At 66.4% G+C, this 18,053-nt stretch carries 18 protein-coding genes; 8 read left to right on the forward strand and 10 right to left on the reverse strand.

Going from position 1 to position 18,053, the window contains the following annotated elements; genetic code table 11:
* Nucleotides 1-199: 199 nt before the first annotated feature.
* The 3 genes from PL79_RS20235 to PL79_RS20245 all read right to left on the reverse strand — a co-directional run bounded on the left by PL79_RS20235 (nt 200) and on the right by PL79_RS20245 (nt 5,116).
* Nucleotides 200-3,298, reverse strand: a complete 3,099-nt coding sequence (locus PL79_RS20235) for an efflux RND transporter permease subunit (RefSeq protein WP_044843505.1) — start codon at nt 3,296-3,298, stop codon at nt 200-202.
* Nucleotides 3,295-4,422, reverse strand: a complete 1,128-nt coding sequence (locus PL79_RS20240) for an efflux RND transporter periplasmic adaptor subunit (RefSeq protein ID WP_044843506.1) — start codon at nt 4,420-4,422, stop codon at nt 3,295-3,297. The genes PL79_RS20235 and PL79_RS20240 overlap by 4 nt, the downstream gene beginning before the upstream one ends.
* A gap of 76 nt (nt 4,423-4,498) precedes the next feature.
* A complete protein-coding gene (locus PL79_RS20245) occupies nt 4,499-5,116 on the reverse strand; it encodes a TetR/AcrR family transcriptional regulator (protein ID WP_044843507.1) in 618 nt (205 codons plus the stop codon).
* 92 nt (nt 5,117-5,208) lie between these two features.
* Between PL79_RS20245 and PL79_RS20250 the strand changes: the two genes are divergently transcribed.
* Together PL79_RS20250 and PL79_RS20255 are read left to right on the forward strand one after the other, a co-directional pair.
* Nucleotides 5,209-6,681 (forward strand): efflux transporter outer membrane subunit, encoded by a 1,473-nt coding sequence (locus tag PL79_RS20250; protein ID WP_442861564.1) that lies wholly within the window; start codon nt 5,209-5,211, stop codon nt 6,679-6,681.
* A 779-nt stretch (nt 6,682-7,460) separates the two neighbouring features.
* On the forward strand, nt 7,461-8,168 hold the full coding sequence (locus PL79_RS20255) for an SDR family NAD(P)-dependent oxidoreductase (protein WP_044843508.1): 708 nt from the start codon (nt 7,461-7,463) through the stop codon (nt 8,166-8,168).
* A gap of 123 nt (nt 8,169-8,291) precedes the next feature.
* Here the strand turns inward: PL79_RS20255 and PL79_RS20260 are convergent, their stop codons facing one another.
* Nucleotides 8,292-9,224 carry a LysR family transcriptional regulator gene (locus PL79_RS20260; protein WP_044843509.1) on the reverse strand — a complete coding sequence of 311 codons (933 nt, stop codon included), beginning with the start codon at nt 9,222-9,224 and terminating at the stop codon, nt 8,292-8,294.
* Between the two features lie 339 nt (nt 9,225-9,563).
* Between PL79_RS20260 and PL79_RS20265 the strand changes: the two genes are divergently transcribed.
* The 6 genes from PL79_RS20265 (at nt 9,564) to PL79_RS20290 (ending at nt 12,815) form a co-directional block, all read left to right on the forward strand.
* Entirely contained in the window at nt 9,564-10,028 is a 465-nt protein-coding gene (locus PL79_RS20265) for a RidA family protein (protein ID WP_044843510.1), read from the forward strand.
* A 271-nt stretch (nt 10,029-10,299) separates the two neighbouring features.
* On the forward strand, nt 10,300-10,719 hold the full coding sequence (locus tag PL79_RS20270) for an organic hydroperoxide resistance protein (RefSeq protein WP_044843511.1): 420 nt from the start codon (nt 10,300-10,302) through the stop codon (nt 10,717-10,719).
* Nucleotides 10,720-10,782: 63 nt separating this feature from the next.
* The gene (locus tag PL79_RS20275) at nt 10,783-11,112 is read left to right on the forward strand and encodes a DUF4148 domain-containing protein (protein WP_044843512.1); all 330 of its coding nucleotides are present in this window, start codon (nt 10,783-10,785) and stop codon (nt 11,110-11,112) included.
* Between the two features lie 90 nt (nt 11,113-11,202).
* Nucleotides 11,203-11,529 carry a DUF4148 domain-containing protein gene (locus PL79_RS20280; protein ID WP_044843620.1) on the forward strand — a complete coding sequence of 109 codons (327 nt, stop codon included), beginning with the start codon at nt 11,203-11,205 and terminating at the stop codon, nt 11,527-11,529.
* A 72-nt stretch (nt 11,530-11,601) separates the two neighbouring features.
* A complete protein-coding gene (locus PL79_RS20285) occupies nt 11,602-11,931 on the forward strand; it encodes a DUF4148 domain-containing protein (protein ID WP_044843513.1) in 330 nt (109 codons plus the stop codon).
* Nucleotides 11,932-12,071: 140 nt separating this feature from the next.
* On the forward strand, nt 12,072-12,815 hold the full coding sequence (locus PL79_RS20290) for a GNAT family N-acetyltransferase (RefSeq protein ID WP_044843514.1): 744 nt from the start codon (nt 12,072-12,074) through the stop codon (nt 12,813-12,815).
* Nucleotides 12,816-12,939: 124 nt separating this feature from the next.
* Here the strand turns inward: PL79_RS20290 and PL79_RS20295 are convergent, their stop codons facing one another.
* The 6 genes from PL79_RS20295 to PL79_RS20315 form a co-directional block, all read right to left on the reverse strand.
* On the reverse strand, nt 12,940-13,395 hold the full coding sequence (locus tag PL79_RS20295; protein ID WP_044843621.1) for a MarR family winged helix-turn-helix transcriptional regulator: 456 nt from the start codon (nt 13,393-13,395) through the stop codon (nt 12,940-12,942).
* Nucleotides 13,396-13,521: 126 nt separating this feature from the next.
* Complete coding sequence (locus PL79_RS36190) at nt 13,522-13,665, reverse strand: hypothetical protein (RefSeq protein WP_185500367.1); 144 nt, start codon at nt 13,663-13,665, stop codon at nt 13,522-13,524.
* The gene (locus PL79_RS20300) at nt 13,662-14,033 is read right to left on the reverse strand and encodes a GFA family protein (protein ID WP_044843515.1); all 372 of its coding nucleotides are present in this window, start codon (nt 14,031-14,033) and stop codon (nt 13,662-13,664) included. Before PL79_RS20300 ends, PL79_RS36190 begins: the two co-directional genes overlap by 4 nt.
* Nucleotides 14,034-14,201: 168 nt before the next feature.
* Nucleotides 14,202-15,302 (reverse strand): NAD(P)H-dependent flavin oxidoreductase, encoded by a 1,101-nt coding sequence (locus PL79_RS20305; RefSeq protein WP_044843516.1) that lies wholly within the window; start codon nt 15,300-15,302, stop codon nt 14,202-14,204.
* A 279-nt stretch (nt 15,303-15,581) separates the two neighbouring features.
* Complete coding sequence (locus PL79_RS20310; protein WP_044843517.1) at nt 15,582-16,841, reverse strand: MFS transporter; 1,260 nt, start codon at nt 16,839-16,841, stop codon at nt 15,582-15,584.
* On the reverse strand, nt 16,838-18,040 hold the full coding sequence (locus PL79_RS20315) for a YbfB/YjiJ family MFS transporter (RefSeq protein WP_044843622.1): 1,203 nt from the start codon (nt 18,038-18,040) through the stop codon (nt 16,838-16,840). Before PL79_RS20315 ends, PL79_RS20310 begins: the two co-directional genes overlap by 4 nt.
* Between the last annotated feature and the right edge of the window lie 13 nt (nt 18,041-18,053).

Consider the following 18,053-nt stretch of genomic DNA (forward strand, 5'->3'; position numbering starts at 1 on the left):
AGCAACAACCGATTGGACAGCATGACGGCTGACCGGGTGCTGTCGATCATCCGTGATCGCTACGCCGATTTTGGCCCGACGCTGGCCTGCGAGAAGCTCCCGGAATGTCACGGGCGGAGTTGCCTTCCGTCCGGACGCATCGTTGCTGGTTCACATCGACGGCCCCGGGCGAGACCGTCATCGCCCGGAGCGCACCTGCCTACGTCGTCACGCTGGCGCTGGGTTCGAGCGCAGGATTGTTTTCCCCTGCCCCGGGACGGATCTTGAACCAGATCGAGTACATAGCCGGCAGAAACACCAACGTCAGAACCGTTCCGGCGAATGTTCCTCCGATAAGCGTATAAGCCAGCGTGCCCCAGAACACGGAATGGGTCAGCGGAATGAACGCAAGCATCGCGGCAACCGCGGTCAGGATCACGGGCCTCGAGCGCTGCAGCGTGGCCTCCACCACCGCATCGAACGGCGTCATGCCCGCGCGCGCGTTCTCTTCGATCTGGCCGATCAGGATCAGCGTGTTGCGCATCAGGATGCCGGAGAGCGCAATGAGTCCCACCAATGCGTTGATGCCGAATGCCTGATTGAACAGCAGGAGTGTCGGCACCACACCGATCAATCCCAGCGGACTGGTCGCGAACACCATCATCGTGGCGGAAATCGAGCGGGTCTGAAAAATGATGATGAGCAGCGTCAGCGCGATCATGATCGGGAACAGCGGCGCGAGCGCAGTTGTCGCCTTGTTGGCCTCCTCGATGGAGCCGGCCTCCTCGATCCGGTAGCCGCCCGGCAGCTTCGCGATGATGGGCTGAAGCTGCGCGAGCATCGCGGTCGACACATCGGGTGGCTGCAACCCTTCGGCGATATCGCCGCGCACGGTGATCGTCGGCGTTCGATCGCGCCGGCGCAGGATCGGATCCTCCATGCGGATGTCGACTTTGCCGACCTGCGAGAGCGGCACCCGCTGCCCTGCGGCGCCGATCAGCGTGAATCCGTCGATCCGTTGCGGGTCGAGCCGGATGTCGCCCGCCGAACGCGCGACGAGCTCCACGGAACGAATGTCCTCGCGTACGTGCGTGACGGGAATGCCGGTCAGCAGGAATTGCAGTTGCTGCGCGACCGAGCTGGACGTCAGTCCGAACGCCCCGAGACGATTTTGATCGAGCGTGAAATGCACGGTGGGAACGCGCGGCCCCCAGTCGGCGTTCACCGTTCGCATCATCGGGCTGGCGTTCATGGTCCGTTCGACCTGTGCGGCGATGGTGCGCAACGTCTGGGCGTCCGGGCCCATGACCCTGAACGCGACGGGGTAAGGCGAGTAAGGGCCGAACACCAGCTGCGTGACGCGAACCTGCGCCCCGGGCACCAACCCTTCGGCGATGACCTTGCGCAGACGGAATTTGAGCGCTTCCCGTTGGCGCTCGTCATTCGTGCGGATCACGATCTTCGAGAAGGACGAATCCGGCAGTTCCGGAGACATGGCCAGATAGAAGCGCGGAGCGCCCTGCCCGATGTACGAGGTCACGATCTGCGCTTCCGGCTGCTTCGCGAGCCATGCCTCGACTTTTTCCGTTGCCGACGCGGTCTGCTCGATCGAAGTCCCATAGGGCATCTGCACTTCGACGAGCACTTCCGGGCGATCGGAAGTCGGGAAGAATTGCTTCTTCACGAGCCCCATGCCCATCACGGCGACCACGAACGATGCCACCACGATCCCGGCGACCATCCACTTGCGTGCGATCACGCGCCCGAGGAAGCGGCGAAAGCGCCGGTAGTTCGGCGTGTTGTAGATCGCCTCGTGGCCGCCTTCGATCACGGCGATGTCGGGTAACAGCTTGACGCCGAGATACGGTGTGAAGACGACGGCCACGATCCACGAGGTGACCAGCGCGATGCCGACGATCCAGAACATGTTGCTGGTGTATTCGCCGGCCGTCGAGCGCGCAAAGCCATTCGGCATGAAGCCGACAGCCGTGACCAGCGTGCCCGACAGCATCGGTGCGGCCGTGTGGCTCCACGCGTAAGCTGATGCCTGGACGCGGCTATAGCCCTCCTCCATTTTCACGACCATCATTTCGATGGCGATGATCGCGTCGTCGACGAGCAGGCCGAGCGCGAGAATCAGCGAACCGAGCGTGATGCGGTCGAAGCTCTTGCCCGTTGCGGCCATGACGACGAAGACGCCCGCGAGTGTCAGCGGCACCGCCGCCGACACGACGATGCCGACACGCCATCCCATGCTCGCGAAGCTCACGACCATCACCACGAGCAGCGCGACAAAGAACTTCACCATGAATTCGTCGATGGCCGAATGGATGTTGACGGCCTGGTCGGTCACTTTCGTGAGGCTCACGCCCAGCGGCAGCCCGGCATTGATCGATGCGACTTCCGTGTCGAGCGCCTTGCCGAGATTGAGCCCGTTCCAGCCGTCCCGCATCACGACGCCGAGGAGCAACGCCGGTTCGCCTTTGTTGCGAATCTGGAACGTGGCCGGGTCTTCGTAACCGCGTTCGACGGTCGCCACATCGGAGAGCTTCAGTGTGCGGCCCTGAACGACGATCGGCGTGTCACGGATGGTCTGCAGCTTGTCGAAGGCGCCTTCGACACGAATGAAGACCTGCGCGCCCGCCGTATCGATCGAACCAGCCGGCGTGAGAACGTTCTGGTTGTTCAGCGCGGCAAAGATCTCCTGCGGGGTCACGCCGAGCGTCGCGAGCCGGTCGTGCGAAAACGACACGTAGATCCGTTCCGCCTGCTCGCCGATGATGTTCACCTTCTTGACGCCCGGCACATGAAGAAGCCGCTGGCGTAACCCCTCGGCGTCGCGCACCAGCAATCGTTGCGGCTCGCCTTTCGCCTTGAGCGCGAACAGCGCGAACGTTACGTCGGAATACTCATCATTGACGAGCGGGCCGATCACGCCGGGCGGCAGGTTGCCCGCTTCGTCGTGCAGCTTCTTGCGCGCCTGATAGAACTCCTCGGGCACGTCCGCGGGCGGCGTACTGTCGAGCAAGGTCACGGTGGTGAAGGCCAGCCCCGGACGCGTATAGGTCTCGGTCCGGTCGTACCAGCGCAGCTCCTGCATGCGCTTTTCGAGCGGCTCGGCCACCTGGTCCTGCATTTCCTGCGCGGTCGCGCCGGGCCATGCCGTAATGACCGTCATCGACTTGACGGTGAATGGCGGATCTTCTGCCCGCCCCAGTTTCAGGAAGGCAATCACGCCGGCGATCGAAATCAGGATGATCAGAAACAGCGTGACCGAGCGCTCCCGCACCGCAAGAGCCGACAAATTGAAGCCGCTCATTGCGCTGCTCCTTGCGTGGAGACGGATGCCGCGGCCAGCTTGTCGTTGGCGAGACGCACGCGCTCTCCGTCGTGCAACAACTGGGCACCGAGCGCGACGACCTGGTCGCCTTCGCGAAGATCGCCAGTCACCGTCGCACTGTCGTCGCTCAATGCGGTGACACGAACCTTGTGCCAGGTCACACGCGATTGAGATCGATCGACGGTCCAGACGCCGGTGCCGGTTCCCGTGCCCGGATCGAACAAGGCGCCGACCGGCACCACCATGCCGGCCTGTGTCTGGCCGGCATTGCCGGCGAGATCGATGGTCACGGTCGCGCCGAGCGGTGCATTCGAGAGCGCGCCCTCGAGGACGTATCTCGCCTCGTAGGTTCGTGTCAGCCGATCCGCAGAATCGGAGAGCTGGCGCAGGACGGCGGGAACGGGCTTCTGGTCCGCGCCGTAAAGCGTCGCCGCGGCAATCGAGCCGGACGCGGGACGCAGCGTCTCGGGAAGCTGGACGACGGCCTCGCGGGGGCCGGCATGCGCGAGCCGCACGACGATTTGTCCCGGCGCGACGACCTGGCCCGGCTCCGCCAGCGTCTCGACCACCACGCCGTCGGCGTCCGCCATGACGACGGCGTATCCGGAAGCATTGTTGGCGAGCACGGCCTGCGCCTGCGCTGCGACGAGCTGGGCCCTGGCGGAATCGGCCGCCGCCTTGAGCTGGTCGTAGGTCGATGCCGACACCGCGCCAGCCCCGACGAGATCCCGATACCGCGCCTCGTCGGCAGCCGTCTGCGTCGCGCGCGCCTGCGCAGCGTCCACGAGTTTCTGCTGCGCACGGGCCTGCAGCCCCAGATCGATCGGATCGATGCGCATCAGGGGCTGGCCGCGCTTGACCGTTTGGCCCGCGTCGACCAGTCGCTCGATGACTTTACCCTGAACGCGGAAACCGAGATCGCTCTGAACGCGGGCGCCCACGACACCCGAAAACGACCGGCTCGTACGCGCCGCGCCGTGAACGGCGCTGGTACGCACAAGTGGCGCCTCGGTACGCGGATCAGCAGCCGGATGCTCGCCGCATGCTGCGAGCGCAAGCGAAGCCAGGCCCAATGTGTAGACAAGACGATGGCGCCGGAACATGAGATCCCCTCTCGCAAAGAACAGGAGACCTCATTCTGATACCAGTGACCAAATCAGTCAATAGTCACAACAAGATTCATGGAGCAAGACTTCTGAGGACGAGGTTCGCGAGTTGGGCCGTCGCCTCTTCCGCACCATCGAGGTTGTACTGGAGCATCAACGGATTGAAGTAAGGCTTCATCACCAGAAAGATCGCGTTCACTGCCTCGTCTGGCGGGGTCTTGCGTTCGAATTCGCCGGTTTCGCGTCCGAGTCGCAGGATATCGGCGATGAGTTGCCGGATCTGGTCCTCGTAGCCTTTGACGGAGGGCCAGGGCGACGCGGCCGCCTCGGCGGCGATATCGTAGAGCTTGCGATCCTGGAAGAAAAGCTGACTTCCAGACGCAAGCAAGGTCTTGAACATACGGCGAAATTTCTCGGTTGCACCGTGCGCGCCGTCGACATTTTCGCTGACTGCGGCCACGATCGCGGCGAGCCGATTGGCGCAGATGACCTGACCGATCGCCTGTTTGGAGTCGAAAAATTTGTAAATATAGGCTTTTGAAAACCCGATTTCCTTCGCGAGGTCGGAGACCGTGGTTTTTTCGTAGCCGTAGCGGCTGAAGTATTCCGTTGCGGCGTCGACGATCTGGGCGCGAACTTCGTGGTCCGAGGGGCCACGGGACGAAGAGGTGGAGGGAGTCGGTTTGTTCATGCGTCAAGCTTAGTCCGACGCTCGTCAGTTGACAACGTGTGACCATATTGTATATTGGTCACTATATTTCCTCTCCCGTTGTCGCTCCCGAGATGATCATGCCCTTGCGCCGTCCACTTGTTCTCCTGACTAGCGTCGCCGCCCTTTCGGCGTGCGCCGTGGGTCCCGACTACCACCGCCCGGATGCGCCGCTGGCGCAGCACTACATGACCCAGCCGCCCGCCCGCGCGGCAAAGGCTCCGGTTGCCGACCTGTCCGCATGGTGGGAAAGCTTCAACGACCCGCTGCTCACGCATTACGTTTCGCTGGCGCTGGCCGAGAACCTGGACCTGGCCCAGGCCGTCGCGCAAATCACTCAGGCGCGCGCGCGCCTCGGCACGGCCAACGCGGCGCTCCTGCCGTCGGCCTCGGTTTCTGCATCGGCGGCACGAGCCTATCAGTCTGTCGATACGCCGTTGGGGCGAGTGCTCAATGCCACGCCGGGGTACGAGCGCTGGGGCACCGCGTACGAAACCAACCTGGAGGCCGGTTGGGAGTTCGACATTTTTGGCGGTCTGCGCCGTCAGCGTGAAGCCGCGCTCGCCGATTACTCGGCAACGCAGGCGGCGGCAGTTGCTACCCGGCTTGCCGTCGCGGCCCAGACTGCCGATATCTACGTCACGATCCGAGGGCTCCAGGCCCGTCTGGATATCGCGACCCGGCAGGTGCAGACGCAGCAGGCGCTTCTCGCAGACGTGAAACTCCTGTATTCGAAGGGCGCGGCAGCCGACTATCAGGTTCAGCAGGCGCAAGGTGCGCTCGACCAGGTGCAGGCCAGCGTGCCCGTCCTCCTCGCGGCGCTCGATGCGGCGTCGAACGCCCTCGACGTGATGCTCGGTACACCTCCTGGCACGCACCGCGCAGAGCTGGGCTCGCCTTTCCCGATCCCCGTCGCGCCGGCGCTCGCGGAAATGGGCACGCCAGCCGATCTGCTGCAAAGACGTCCCGATCTGATCGCCGCCGAACGTCACCTCGCCGCCGCCAATGCGCGCATCGGCGCTGCGATCGGCGAGTACTACCCGACGGTCTCGCTGAACGCCTTCCTCGGCAGCGCGACCTCGGCCGCCGCCGGTACGTTGTTCTCGGGCGGCGCCAACCAGGCGGCCGGCCTCGTCGGGCTGCGCTGGCGACTGTTCGATTTCGCGCGCATCGGTGCCGATGTCGACGCGGCGAAAGGCGCCGACGCGCAGGCGCTCGCAGCATATCGGCAGGCCGTGCTCCGCGCCTCCGAGGACGTCGAAAACTCGCTCTCGTCATTGGTGAATCGAGAGGCGCAGGCTGCCACGCTGTCGCATGCCGAGTCGTCGTTCTCCCGCGCCAAGGATTCGTCGATGACCGCGTACCGCAGCGGTGCAGCGAGTTTCATCGACGTATTGCACGCCAACGAGACCCTGCTCCAGGCCGCCGACGCGCGTGCACAGGCACAGACGGAATCCGCTCGTGCAGCGATCTCGACGTTCAAGGCGCTCGGCGGCGGCTGGGACCCGGCATCGCACGATGCGCAGACGACGCTGAGCTCACGCTGACGCCGCCGCCCTGCACTGGCGCGCGCAATGGCGCCTGCGCACGTTCCTGGTTCGCGCAATAGCGGACCACGGGCGACTCGATTGCCCGGGGGATTCGGTCTTTCGTCCAAAGCGCACGCGGAATGCGATGTGCAGCAATTCGATGGCGATGATCAAGGCGTCGTCCATCGATCTGCCGCGGTATCGGGGCGGTCAGAGATCGGCCAGGTTGGTCGCGGAACCCAAGCCCTCGACGCCAGACCGGCTCGGAGATCGGCACGCAGATGCTCTCCCCGATCTCGAACCGCACCTTGCCCGACTGTTCTCCGAGGCTTGAGTCGGCGGCCGACGTAAGCGAGAAAACGGAGACGTACGGACCGTTCAGACGCGTTTTCGTACTCGCCGGTTTCGATTTATATCGATGCTATTGTGATAAGAAAAGTTATCCGGATAGATCTGATAAACCATCGAAGTACCCGACGTGTCCGAGCACACCATCGCGCGGCATTGACAGCACTTCCTCGCACGAATCCCGGATTTCACAGCGATTCGACGCGCGGTGTCGCCCACGATTGCAGCCTCGCTCGAAGCTTCGTTCGCAGCCGCCTCGATTCCCCTTCCGCCGCAACGATCGCCGTCGCGGCCGCCCCGTTCTTTCCCGCATTTGTTCCCGCGACGCAAGACTGTTGGTCCACGGTGGGTGTTCGAACTCCGGCGCGACGCGCCTAAAGTCTGGTCCATCGGATTCATCGATCCGGTCGGCACCAACGCCGAAAACCAGTCACCTGTCGAGGCATATCATGAGCACATCCAAAGTCATCATCGTCACCGGCGCATCGCAAGGCATCGGCGCGGAGACAGTCAACGCATTCCGCGCCCACGGTCATCGGGTGGTCGCGACGTCCCGTTCGATCGGCGCGTCGGACGATCCCGATCTGGTCACCGTCGCGGGCGACATCGGCGACCCGGCTGTCGCGCGGCGGGTGGTCGATACCGCACTCGAGCGCTTCGGCCGGGTCGACACGCTCGTCAACAACGCCGGCGTGTTCATCGCGAAGCCGTTCACGCAATACACCGCGGACGACTATGCGACCATCACCCGTGTGAACCTGGACGGGTTCTTCCACGTCACGCAGCGCGCGATCGCGGCGATGCAGCGCAACGGCGGCGGACACGTGGTCAGCATCACGACGAGCCTCGTTGACCACGCGAACAGCAACGTGCCGTCGGTGCTCGCGTCGCTGACGAAAGGCGGGCTCAATGCGGCGACGAAGTCGCTCGCAATCGAGTACGCGAAGGCCGGCATCCGCGTGAATGCCGTGTCCCCCGGCATCATCAAGTCGCCGATGCATGCGCCCGACACGCACGCGACGCTCGCTTCGCTGCATCCGGTCGGCCGGATGGGCGAGATGAGCGACATCGTCGGCGCGATCCTGTATCTCGATTCGGCGCCGTTCGTTACGGGCGAGATCCTGCACGTGGATGGCGGCCAGAGCGCCGGGCATTGAGCGGCGACGATGGGAGACTGCGCCGGGGCAAAGGGGGCAAATGGTGAGCGGCGGCCCGGCAACGGCGCAGCCGCGCCATTCGCGCCCCGCTCTGCCCCGTTGCCGGCATTCCCCCAGACGCAGCTAGCGCGCCCGCTTGCCGGGCGCCTGTTGCAGATGTTCGACGAGAAAGTCGACGAAGACGCGCACGCGCGAAGACAGATAGCGCGCATGGGGATACAGCAGCATGAACGGCCGCGACCGGCCGCCCTGGCCGGACAGCACCTCCGTGAGCGTGCCCTCGCGCAGATCCCGGTCGACGATGAAGCGATAGGTCTGGAACAGGCCCGCACCGCTGCGCGCGAGCGTGACGCCGGCGAGGACGTCGCCCGACGTGCCGTAGCCGCCGGTCGTCGCGACGTCGATTTCCGCCGAGCCGTCGTTGAACAACCACGGAACCGGCCGGCCGCTGCTCGGGAGCTCGAACTGGATGCATTCGTGCGCGTGCAGATCGTCGACGGCGCGCGGCACGCCGGCGCGTTTCAGGTAGCCGGGCGTCGCGACGACAACGAGTTCCGCATCCTCCAGCTTGCGCGCGACCAGGCTCGAATCCGCCGGCGCGCGGCCGCGGATCGCAAGATCGAAACCCTCCTCGGCGAAGTCGATGTTGCGGTTGCTCAGATGCGTTTCGACGCGCACGTCCGGATATCGCTCGCGAAACGCGGGTAACAGCGGCAACACGCGATAGTGTCCGTACGGCGTCGGCATGCTGATGCGTAGCACGCCGGCCGGCGTGGCCTGCTGGCCCGTCGCTTCGCGCTCGGCGTCGACGAGTTGCGACAGCGCATCACGGCATTGCTCGAAATAGCGCCGGCCGGAATCGGTCAGGCGGATCTGCCGTGTCGTCCGCACGAACAGGCGTACGCCGAGACGCTCCTCGAGGCGCGCGACCGAGCGGCTGACCGCGGCCGGCGTGACGCTCGCAGCCGTCGCCGCGAGCGTGAAGCTGCCGAGTTCCGCGGCCAGGCAGAACAGCTCGATGCTGCCGAGCAGCAGGTCGTCGAATTTTCTCTGCATGGGGCGCTCCTGCTGCTTCGTGCGTGGCGTGGCCGGCAACGCGAACGTAGGCATCACGGAATCGCGCTCGCGGCGAGCCGGCGCGCGCCGTTTCGTCGCGTGACGCTGAAGCAGCGAGTGTGCATGAATCCCGGCCGGGAAACCAGCGTACCGACGACCGTCGCCGGCAACCGTTCGCGCCACATTGCGCCGCGCGCGATTCGTTACATCGCGTGTCGATTCAATTGCGCGAACGATATTTACCGGCTTCGATCGCCTCAATAGAGTGACTGCCAGAGACCCGTGCGAGTGAATCTTCCGAGCCTGGGCGCCTCTCAATTTTCCCCGAAGGAGCAAGCGATGACGATCGAACAGAAGCTGGCCGAACTCGGCCTCACGTTACCCGAACCGCCGCAACCGCTCGGCAGCTACACGGCCGTCAGCGAAGCCGGCAACCTGTTGTTCATCTCCGGACAACTGCCGCTCGTCGACGGCAAGGTTGCCTATACAGGCCGCGTCGGTGAACGGCTGAGCGTCGACGACGGGCGGCATGCGGCGCAACTCGCCGCGCTGAACGTGCTTGCGCAGATCCGCAAGCACCTCGGCGGGTTCGACCGCCTGCATCACATCGTGCGTGTCGAGGGGCACGTTGCGTCGGCGGACGGCTTTTTCGGCCAGCCGGCCGTGATCGACGGCGCCTCCGATCTGTTCGCCTCCGTGCTCGGCGACAAGGCCGGACACGCGCGCTCGGCGTTTTCCCAGCGCCAGTTGCCGGCCGACGCAGCCGTGATTCTGGTCGTGATCGCCGAAATCCGGCCGGCGTAGCCGCGTTGCCGTTGCGCGGGCAGCCGCCGTTCCGACGGCGGCCGCCCTGCCGGTGACTGGAATTCCGTGGGACGCGATCTTTTCGATATAAGGGATGGAACACCGCACATCCTTGCCCGGCAAGGCCGTACACGATCTAGATACATTGGAATACAAAATATCGCATGCGATTTAATCGAATCCGCTTGACGAGGTTCGGCGTCTCGACCAAACTGCATCGCATGCGATCGAATCGCATTAGATAGAACCTTCCAACCTGACGGAGTGAACGATGAGCAAGATCGAAAAAGTGCTGTACACGGGCAAGACGCATACGACTTCCGGCGGCCGCGACGGCGCGGCGCGCAGTTCCGACGGTCGCCTCGACATCCAGCTGTCGTCGCCGGGCACCGCCGGAACCGGCACGAATCCGGAACAACTGTTCGCGGCCGGCTGGTCGGCCTGCTTCATCGGCGCGATGCAGCTCGCGGCACGTGCGGCGAAGGTCACGCTGCCGGCCGATCTCGCGGTCGATGCGGAAGTGGACCTGGGCATGGGCGGCAACGCGTACTTCCTGCAGGCCCGCCTGAACGTGAGCGCGCCGGGGCTCGACCGTTACGTCGTGCAGCACATCGTCGACACCGCGCATCAGACCTGCCCGTACTCGAAAGCGACGCGCGGCAACATCGACGTCGAAATCCGCATCGTCTGAACGTTGAATCGGGCGGCCAGGCGCCGCCCTCCCGAATCTCCTGCCATTTTCTTGTCGAGGTAAATGATGAAGACTCAACTGATCGCCGCCCTGCTCGTCGCCGTGTCCGCTGCCGTTGCCGCGCCGGCCTTCGCCAGTGAAGCCGTCGTGACGCGTGCGCAAGTGCGCGCCGAACTCGTGCAGCTCGAACGGACCGGCTACCCGCTGAACCGCGCCAGCGACGCGACCTACCCGGACAACCTGCAGGCCGCGCTGACGCAGATCCATGCGGACGACGCGGTGGCCAACGCACCGTCGAACGCGGGCTACGGCGTCGACGCAGTCGCGTCGACGCAGTCGGGCCGACGCGCGGTCGTGCAGATGGCCGAGCGTTCGGTCTATTTCGGTCGTTGAGCGCGATCCGCGATTCCGGACGAATCGCGCCGACATGCCGCACACGCCTGAACGCCCCGTTTCTTTCCATTGAATCTGTCGAGGTAAATGATGAAAACCCAAGTGATCGCTGCCCTTCTCGTTGCCGTATCCGCCGCCGTTGCCGCACCCGCCTTTGCCAATGAAGCCGTCGTGACGCGTGCGCAAGTGCGTGCCGAGCTCGCCCAGCTGCAGCAAGCCGGCTATGTGCCGGGCCGCGCGAACGATCCGCACTATCCGGACGACCTGCAGGCCGCGTTGACGCGTATCCATGCGAACGACACCGCCGCAGCCGATACGGCGACGTCCGGTTACGGCAGCGACGCGGCAGCCGGCACGCAGTCGGGCAGCCGTCTCGTCACGCGTGTCGCCGAGCGCTCGATCTACTTCGGCCATTGAATGAAACCGCGATCGGCGCCCGTTGTCGGCGTGCGACGCCCACACTCCGATCACTCTTTTCTGTCGAGGTAAATGATGAAGACCCAACTGATTGCTGCCCTGCTCGTCGCCGTGTCGGCTTCCGCTGCCGCACCGGCATTCGCGACCGAAAGCACCGTCACGCGCGCGCAGGTGCGGGCGGAACTGGCCGCGCTCCAGAAGGCCGGCTACCTGCCGAATCGCCCGAACGATCCGAACTATCCGGAGAATCTGCAGGCCGCGCTGAAGAGGGTTCGCGACAACGCTGCGACAGCGGCCGATACCGACGCATCCGGTTACGGCAGCGACGCCGACGGCGCGACGCAAGCCGGCCGCCGGAACGTCGTTCGCACGGCCGAGCGCTCGATCTACTTCGGTCATTGAGCGCCGCGCCGAAATCGACGACGTCATCCATCAAATAAAGCGTATGCGATATAATCGCATGCGATTTTGTTCGTCTGAGACCTGAATGGACGATCGCGTCTATGCTGTGCGACGAACGACCTTCAATAAGGGAGCAGGCAATGCGGCAAGCAACGACGGGGAACGAAGGAAGCGGAGCGCATCCGCTCGACAACGCCGTGTGGCATGCGCTCGCCGGCGAGCAGCAGCGTTTTGCGCTCGGCGACGAGCGCGCGCGGCGCTTTCCTCCCGAACTCGCGCCGTTTGCCGGCCTCGCCGAGCGCAGCCCCGCCGCTTTCGACGCGTTGCGCGCATTGATCGACACGCACGGGCCCGCGGCACTGGTCACGCCTGACGAGATCCCGACGCCGGGCGGATGTTCCGTGGTCCGGCGCGCGGTGCTGCATCAGATGATCTGGCAGGGAACGCCTGACGATGCGCAGCCGCTGGAGCATGTCCGGCTGACCGACGGCGACGTACCGGCCATGCTCGAACTGATCGCGGCGACGGAGCCGGGTCCGTTCGGCCCGCGCACGATCGAATTCGGTGGCTATCTCGGTGTACGGAGAGAAGGACGGCTCGTGGCGATGGCCGGTCAGCGACTGACTGCCGGCGGCCATACGGAGATCAGCGCCGTGTGCGTGGATCCCGCCTTTCGCGGCCAGGGCCTCGCGGCCGGACTGATCCGCGCATTGATCGCTCGGATTCGCGCGCGGGCGGAAACGCCGTTTCTGCATGTGCTGTCGTCGAATCGCGTCGCAATCGAGCGCTATCTGGCGCTCGGTTTCACGATCCGTCGCGACATGCAATTGCTGGTGTTGGGGCGTGAGGATACCGGGACGGGCCAGCCCGAGCGTCAACCGTAAGCAACCGAGCGCAGCATTGCAAAAGTCGGTCCGGACGGCCGGAAAAGCATGGAAATCGTGGAGCAAGCCGGCTGCAATCGTATCGCCGGCTCGACATCGAGCCGGCGGCCACGCTGTTCGTGGTTTACTCGTCGATCGAATCGATCAGGTTGCCGCGCAGCGTGACGATCGCCTTCTGCATCTTCGCGAATTCGTCGGGTTTGAGCCCGGTGGCTTCGACGAGATTCATGTCGAGCCCCTTCTCGCGCACGCGGCGACCGCTTTTCGTCAGGCTCACGACCACCTGGCGCTCGTCCGACGGATCGCGGTGCCGTTCCAGATAGCCCATCGCCTCGAGCTTCTTCAGGATCGGCGTCAGCGTGTTCGATTCGAGGAACAGCTTTTCGCCGAGCTGCCCGACCGTCTGGTCGCCCTCCTCCCACAGCGCAATGATCGTGATGTATTGCGTGTACGTGAGGCCGAGCTCCTCGAGGATCGGCTTGTAGGCCTTGCCGAACGCGAGGTTCGTCGAGTAGATCGCAAAGCACAGGAACTCGGAAAGCTTCGGCGTGGCGGGCGATTGGGTTTCGGTCGGTTTCATGAGCATCCTCCATCGACACGGGAGCGTGTCGCAGATGAATGCATTATATATCGCGTGCGATCTTATCGGAAGCATGATTATCGTTTCCGATTGACAGCACGCGACGCGAGCGATGCCCGCTCACGCTCAGGCTCGATCGCCGTCGTTCCGGCCCCGGCGCTCGCCGTGCCGTTGCCGGCTGATCGACAGCAGCGAACACTGCACCGGATGCGCGATTTCGGTCGCGAGGCCGCCCGCGGCGAACAGCAGGATCGTCAGCCAGCGTTTCATGCATCCTCCACGACGGACAGGCTCGCGCCGTCGGCGACGGTCGCGTCGAGCGCATACGGATCGACGCCTTCGAGGCAGCCGAGATTGACGCGCCAGCACGCGGGATCCTTGCGCGTCTGATGAAACGGGTAGACGCCGCACCGGCTGCAGAAAAAGTGACGGGCCGTGCGCGTGTTGAAACGGTAGGTCGTCAGCGCGTCCTCGCCTGCGACGATCTTCAGGTCGGCGGCGGGGAACATCGGGCTCATCAGCGCGCCGCGACGGCGGCAAAGGCTGCAGTTGCAGCGAACGGCCGGCGCAAGCGCGGTCCGGACCTGGAATTTCACGGCGCCGCAATGGCAGGATCCGTTGAACCATGTAGCAGACATGTCGTGCTCCTCGAGAGGTGATGTCTGCTTTATAACGAACCCGGGCGGACGCGTTGTATCGCTCTGTATCCGCGCGGTGCGCAGACACAGAGCATTGCAATTTTGTCGCGAACGGTGCGGATTTCCGCGCCTTCCGGCGCGTCCGCCGCGCGCCGCGTGATCCTGCACTCAGTCCAGCGCGTGCTGCAGCCGCGCGATGGCCGCCCGCGTCTCGCGCTCGAGCGTCGCGAACAGTTCCGCCGCCGGCAGCGACCGCACGAGCGGCGCCGCCTGCCCTGCCCACTGCGCGCCGTAGCCGAACTCGCCCTTCGCCTTCGCGGCCGCGTGCAGCGCCTTGCCGGCGTCGTACGCGATCGGATAGGCGGGCGTCGCCGGTGCGTGCGGATCGTCGCCGAGCGCGGTCAGCCGGTTCGCGATGCCGCGCGCGACACGGCCGGAGATCGCGGTCGTGAAGGTCGTGCGGTGCGCCGCGTCGCCGAGGATCGCGCGGCGATAACCGTCGTCGATCGACGTTTCCGGACACGCGACGAACGCCGTGCCGAGTTGCGCGGCCTGCGCACCGAGCGCGAGCGCCGCGGCGATGCCGTCGCCGTCCATGATGCCGCCGGCGGCGATCACCGGCAGCGCGCATTCGCGCACGAGCAGTCGCGTCAGCGCGAACGTGCCGAGCCGGTCGTCGTGCGCCGTCGAGTCGAATACGCCGCGATGCCCGCCGGCCTCGATGCCCTGCGCGACGATCGCATCGATGCCGGCCGCGGCGATCTGGCGGGCTTCGTCGGGATGCGTCGCGGACGCGAACAGCGTGATGCCGGCGCGCTTGAGCATCGCGATCGCCTCGTCGGACGGCAACCCGAAATGAAAGCTCACGACCGCCGGTTTTTCCTCGAGCAACATCGCGAGCATCGCATCGTCCGCGACGAAGCTCGTGTAGATCTCCGACAGCGCCGGCGGCGGCGTCGCGCCGTATTCGCGGAACACCGGCGCGAGCCACTCGAGCCACGCGCGTTCGACGGCGGCATCGGCACGGGCCGGCTGGTGGCAGAACAGGTTGATGTTGAACGGCCGGTCGGTGAGCGCGCGCGTGTCGCGGATCATCTTGCGCGCGCCGTCGGCGTTCGTCGCGCCGACGCCGAGCGAGCCGAGCCCGCCCGCGTTCGACACGGCAGCCGCCAGCGCGGGCGTGCTGACGCCGGCCATCGGCGCCTGGATGATCGGAGTGCGGACGCCGAGCGTGCGCAGCAGCGTCCGGTTGTCGGTCGGTCGATTCATGTCGTTGCCTCCTGCAACGTCCGGGATCGGAAGGCTCGGGCCGGCTGCCGGCCGAAGCGGCTTGGGTGGGTCCGGCGACGTCGCGCATGCGCGGTGCGTCGCGGGGACCCTGTCATGCGAATGCGAAAGCGGTGCCGGGTACGGCGGCTGACCAAACGACGACGCGGCCGTCGCGACGCGTGGTTGCGGCATCGCCTCCGCACGGCGTGCGAACCGGCCGTCCCGCAACTGCGCCCATGCTACGCCAGAGCGCCGCCCGCGGGTCAGCGCGCAGCGCTTCTACCGGCTGCGCACCCGATATGCGAGGGCCGCGCAGGCCGCCAGCAGCGCGGCCGTCACGAAGAACACCGAATGCAGGCCGAGCGCGACGCCGATCTGGCCGCCGATCACCGGGCCGATCACCTGCCCGCCGAACTGCGCGGACTGCAGGTAGCCGAGCATCTGGCCCGTCGCGCGCTCGTCGACCGACTGCCGGACCAGCTTGCCGATCGATGGCAGCAACCCGGCGAGCGTCATCCCCATCAGCACGCGCAGCGCGGCGAGCTGCCACCAGTGCGTGACGAACGCCTGCGGCAGCATCGCGAGCGCGGTCAGCAGCAGGCAGCCGACGATCACGTTCCAGCTGCCGATCCGGTCGGCGAGCGCGCCGAGCCGCGCGGCGGTCAGCATGCTGCCGAGTGCGGAGCCGGCCATCACGACGCCGGCGATGCGCGCCAGATGACTGCCGTCCACGCCGAGCCCGCCGATATAGACCGTGATGATCGGCTCGATCGACATGTTCGCGAGCAGCACCATCATCGCCGTCACGAGCAGCGCGGCGACCGCCACGCGATCGGTGCGCCGGGCCGGGTTCGCCGACGTTGCGCGGGCGTGCCGCGCGTGCGCGTCGGTGGCCGGATCGAAGTCCTCCTTCACGACGACGATCGTCAGCAGCGCGGCAACGGCGATCATCGCGCCACCCGCGAAAAACGTGCCGCGAATGCCGAGCCAGCCCGGCAGCAGGCCGCCGACGAGCGGCCCGACGAGATTGCCCGCGAGCGCGCCGGTCGACAGGATGCCGAGCGCCCAGCCCGCGCGTTCGCGCGGCGCCTGGGTGCCGACCATCACGGTCGACGCGGACGCATAGCCGCCGACGAGCCCGGCGATCAGCCGCAGTGCCACGAGTTCCACCACGTTGTGCGCGACGCCGATCAGCGACATCACGACGGCCATCCCGAGTGCCGCGCGCACGAGCATCGGCTTGCGGCCGAAGCGGTCCGCGAGGCGGCCCCACGGCGGTGCGGTGACGGCCGTGCCGAGAAACGTCGCGCCGAACGCGACACCCGACCACTGGATCACGGCCGACTGCGCGTCGACGCCGAGCTGCCGCACGTACAGCGGCAGGAACGGCAGCAGCATGCTGAGACTCACGAGCGTCGTGAACGACCCGAACACGCACACGGCGAGATTGCGGCGCCAGTAGCGCGCATTGCGTTCGGCGTAGCCGGCGCTCGAGCGGCCGGCGTGTGCGGCGGCCGGTGGGTGGGCGGTCGTGCTCATCGCGCCCTCGCCGAGGAGATCACGTCGACCGCGAGCGCCAGCAACAGCGCGGCGGTGCCGACGCCGAACAGCGCTTCGTAACGGCCGCCGCTCGATGCGAACAGGTACGACAGACCGTAGGCGGCGACCGCCTGCATGATCGCGAAGCTGGTCGTCGCGCTGCGCCATGCGCGCTTCGCGACCGACGGATGATGCGCGAGCAGCTCGTTTACGCGGCCCAGCGCGAGCGGCACGATGCCGGGCGTGAACGCGCCGACGAGCAGGCTCGACACGATCAGCGCGGCCGGGCCCAGGCCGAGCAGCGGCAGCGCGACCGCGACGGCTTCGATCGCGAATGCGATCCGCAGTGCGCGGCCGAAGCCCGCACGGTCGGCCAGATGCCCGCACGCGAGCGGCCCGACGATCGCGCCGAGGCCGTACAGCACCCAGTACTGCGCGCCCGCGTCGACGCCCTTGCCGAGTCCGCGCGCGACGTAGTCGACGAGGAAGATCATGTGCGGGACGAGCCCGACCGCGTTGAGCCCGTATTCGACGTACAGCGCGCGCAGGCTGCCGGCCGGCAGGTTGCGCGCGTGCGCGGCATGCGCCGCGGCGGCTGCGGGCTGTGCGTCGTCGGCCGGCCAGCCGCGCCACGCGACGGCGGTCAGCAGCAGCGACACGATCGCGAGCCCAAGCCACGTGACGGTGAGCCCTTGCCGCAGCAGGATCGGCACGATCGTGCCCGATGCCGCGATGCCGAGCCCGATCCCGGTGAAGATGCCGCCGCTCGCGAAACCGCGCCGCGACGGCGGCACGTGCGTGAGGATCGCCGGCGCCGCGAGCACCATCAGCGCCCCGCCCGACAGGCCGGACGCGAACCGCCACACGAAGAACCACAGGAACGACACGGGCGCCGCGCACGCGACGAATGCGAGCGTCGCGAGCAGCATCATCGCGCGCAGCACGGCGGTCGAGCCGGCGCGGCGCGCGAGCGTGCCGGCGACCAGCGCGCCGGCCAGATAGCCGCCGAGGTTGGCCGCCCCGAGATACGCGGCGGTGGACGCGGGAAACCAGTGCGCACCGATGATCGCCGGCAAGAGCGGCGTGTACGCAAAGCGCGCCAGGCCGATGCCGATCAGGCTCGCACTGGCGCCGGACACCGTGCCGCGCCACACGTTGAATGCGGGGGCGTGCGGCCGGTCGAGAAGCGCTTGTTGCATGGAGACCTCCCAT

The sequence above is a fragment of the Burkholderia sp. USMB20 genome (assembly GCF_000949135.2).
GTDB lineage: Bacteria > Pseudomonadota > Gammaproteobacteria > Burkholderiales > Burkholderiaceae > Burkholderia.

What these genes read in the sequence shown, in the direction of transcription:
- PL79_RS20270 (WP_044843511.1), top strand. Translation starts at nt 10,300, where the DNA reads ATGAGCAAGATCGAAAAAGTGCTGTACACGGGCAAGACGCATACGACT.
- PL79_RS20265 (WP_044843510.1), top strand. Translation starts at nt 9,564, where the DNA reads ATGACGATCGAACAGAAGCTGGCCGAACTCGGCCTCACGTTACCCGAA.
- PL79_RS20235 (WP_044843505.1), bottom strand. Translation starts at nt 3,298, where the DNA reads ATGAGCGGCTTCAATTTGTCGGCTCTTGCGGTGCGGGAGCGCTCGGTC.
- PL79_RS20290 (WP_044843514.1), top strand. Translation starts at nt 12,072, where the DNA reads ATGCGGCAAGCAACGACGGGGAACGAAGGAAGCGGAGCGCATCCGCTC.
- PL79_RS20245 (WP_044843507.1), bottom strand. Translation starts at nt 5,116, where the DNA reads ATGAACAAACCGACTCCCTCCACCTCTTCGTCCCGTGGCCCCTCGGAC.
- PL79_RS20315 (WP_044843622.1), bottom strand. Translation starts at nt 18,040, where the DNA reads ATGCAACAAGCGCTTCTCGACCGGCCGCACGCCCCCGCATTCAACGTG.
- PL79_RS20295 (WP_044843621.1), bottom strand. Translation starts at nt 13,395, where the DNA reads ATGAAACCGACCGAAACCCAATCGCCCGCCACGCCGAAGCTTTCCGAG.
- PL79_RS20280 (WP_044843620.1), top strand. Translation starts at nt 11,203, where the DNA reads ATGAAAACCCAAGTGATCGCTGCCCTTCTCGTTGCCGTATCCGCCGCC.
- PL79_RS36190 (WP_185500367.1), bottom strand. Translation starts at nt 13,665, where the DNA reads ATGAAACGCTGGCTGACGATCCTGCTGTTCGCCGCGGGCGGCCTCGCG.
- PL79_RS20255 (WP_044843508.1), top strand. Translation starts at nt 7,461, where the DNA reads ATGAGCACATCCAAAGTCATCATCGTCACCGGCGCATCGCAAGGCATC.
- PL79_RS20285 (WP_044843513.1), top strand. Translation starts at nt 11,602, where the DNA reads ATGATGAAGACCCAACTGATTGCTGCCCTGCTCGTCGCCGTGTCGGCT.
- PL79_RS20250 (WP_442861564.1), top strand. Translation starts at nt 5,209, where the DNA reads ATGATCATGCCCTTGCGCCGTCCACTTGTTCTCCTGACTAGCGTCGCC.
- PL79_RS20240 (WP_044843506.1), bottom strand. Translation starts at nt 4,422, where the DNA reads ATGTTCCGGCGCCATCGTCTTGTCTACACATTGGGCCTGGCTTCGCTT.
- PL79_RS20275 (WP_044843512.1), top strand. Translation starts at nt 10,783, where the DNA reads ATGATGAAGACTCAACTGATCGCCGCCCTGCTCGTCGCCGTGTCCGCT.
- PL79_RS20310 (WP_044843517.1), bottom strand. Translation starts at nt 16,841, where the DNA reads ATGAGCACGACCGCCCACCCACCGGCCGCCGCACACGCCGGCCGCTCG.
- PL79_RS20260 (WP_044843509.1), bottom strand. Translation starts at nt 9,224, where the DNA reads ATGCAGAGAAAATTCGACGACCTGCTGCTCGGCAGCATCGAGCTGTTC.
- PL79_RS20300 (WP_044843515.1), bottom strand. Translation starts at nt 14,033, where the DNA reads ATGTCTGCTACATGGTTCAACGGATCCTGCCATTGCGGCGCCGTGAAA.
- PL79_RS20305 (WP_044843516.1), bottom strand. Translation starts at nt 15,302, where the DNA reads ATGAATCGACCGACCGACAACCGGACGCTGCTGCGCACGCTCGGCGTC.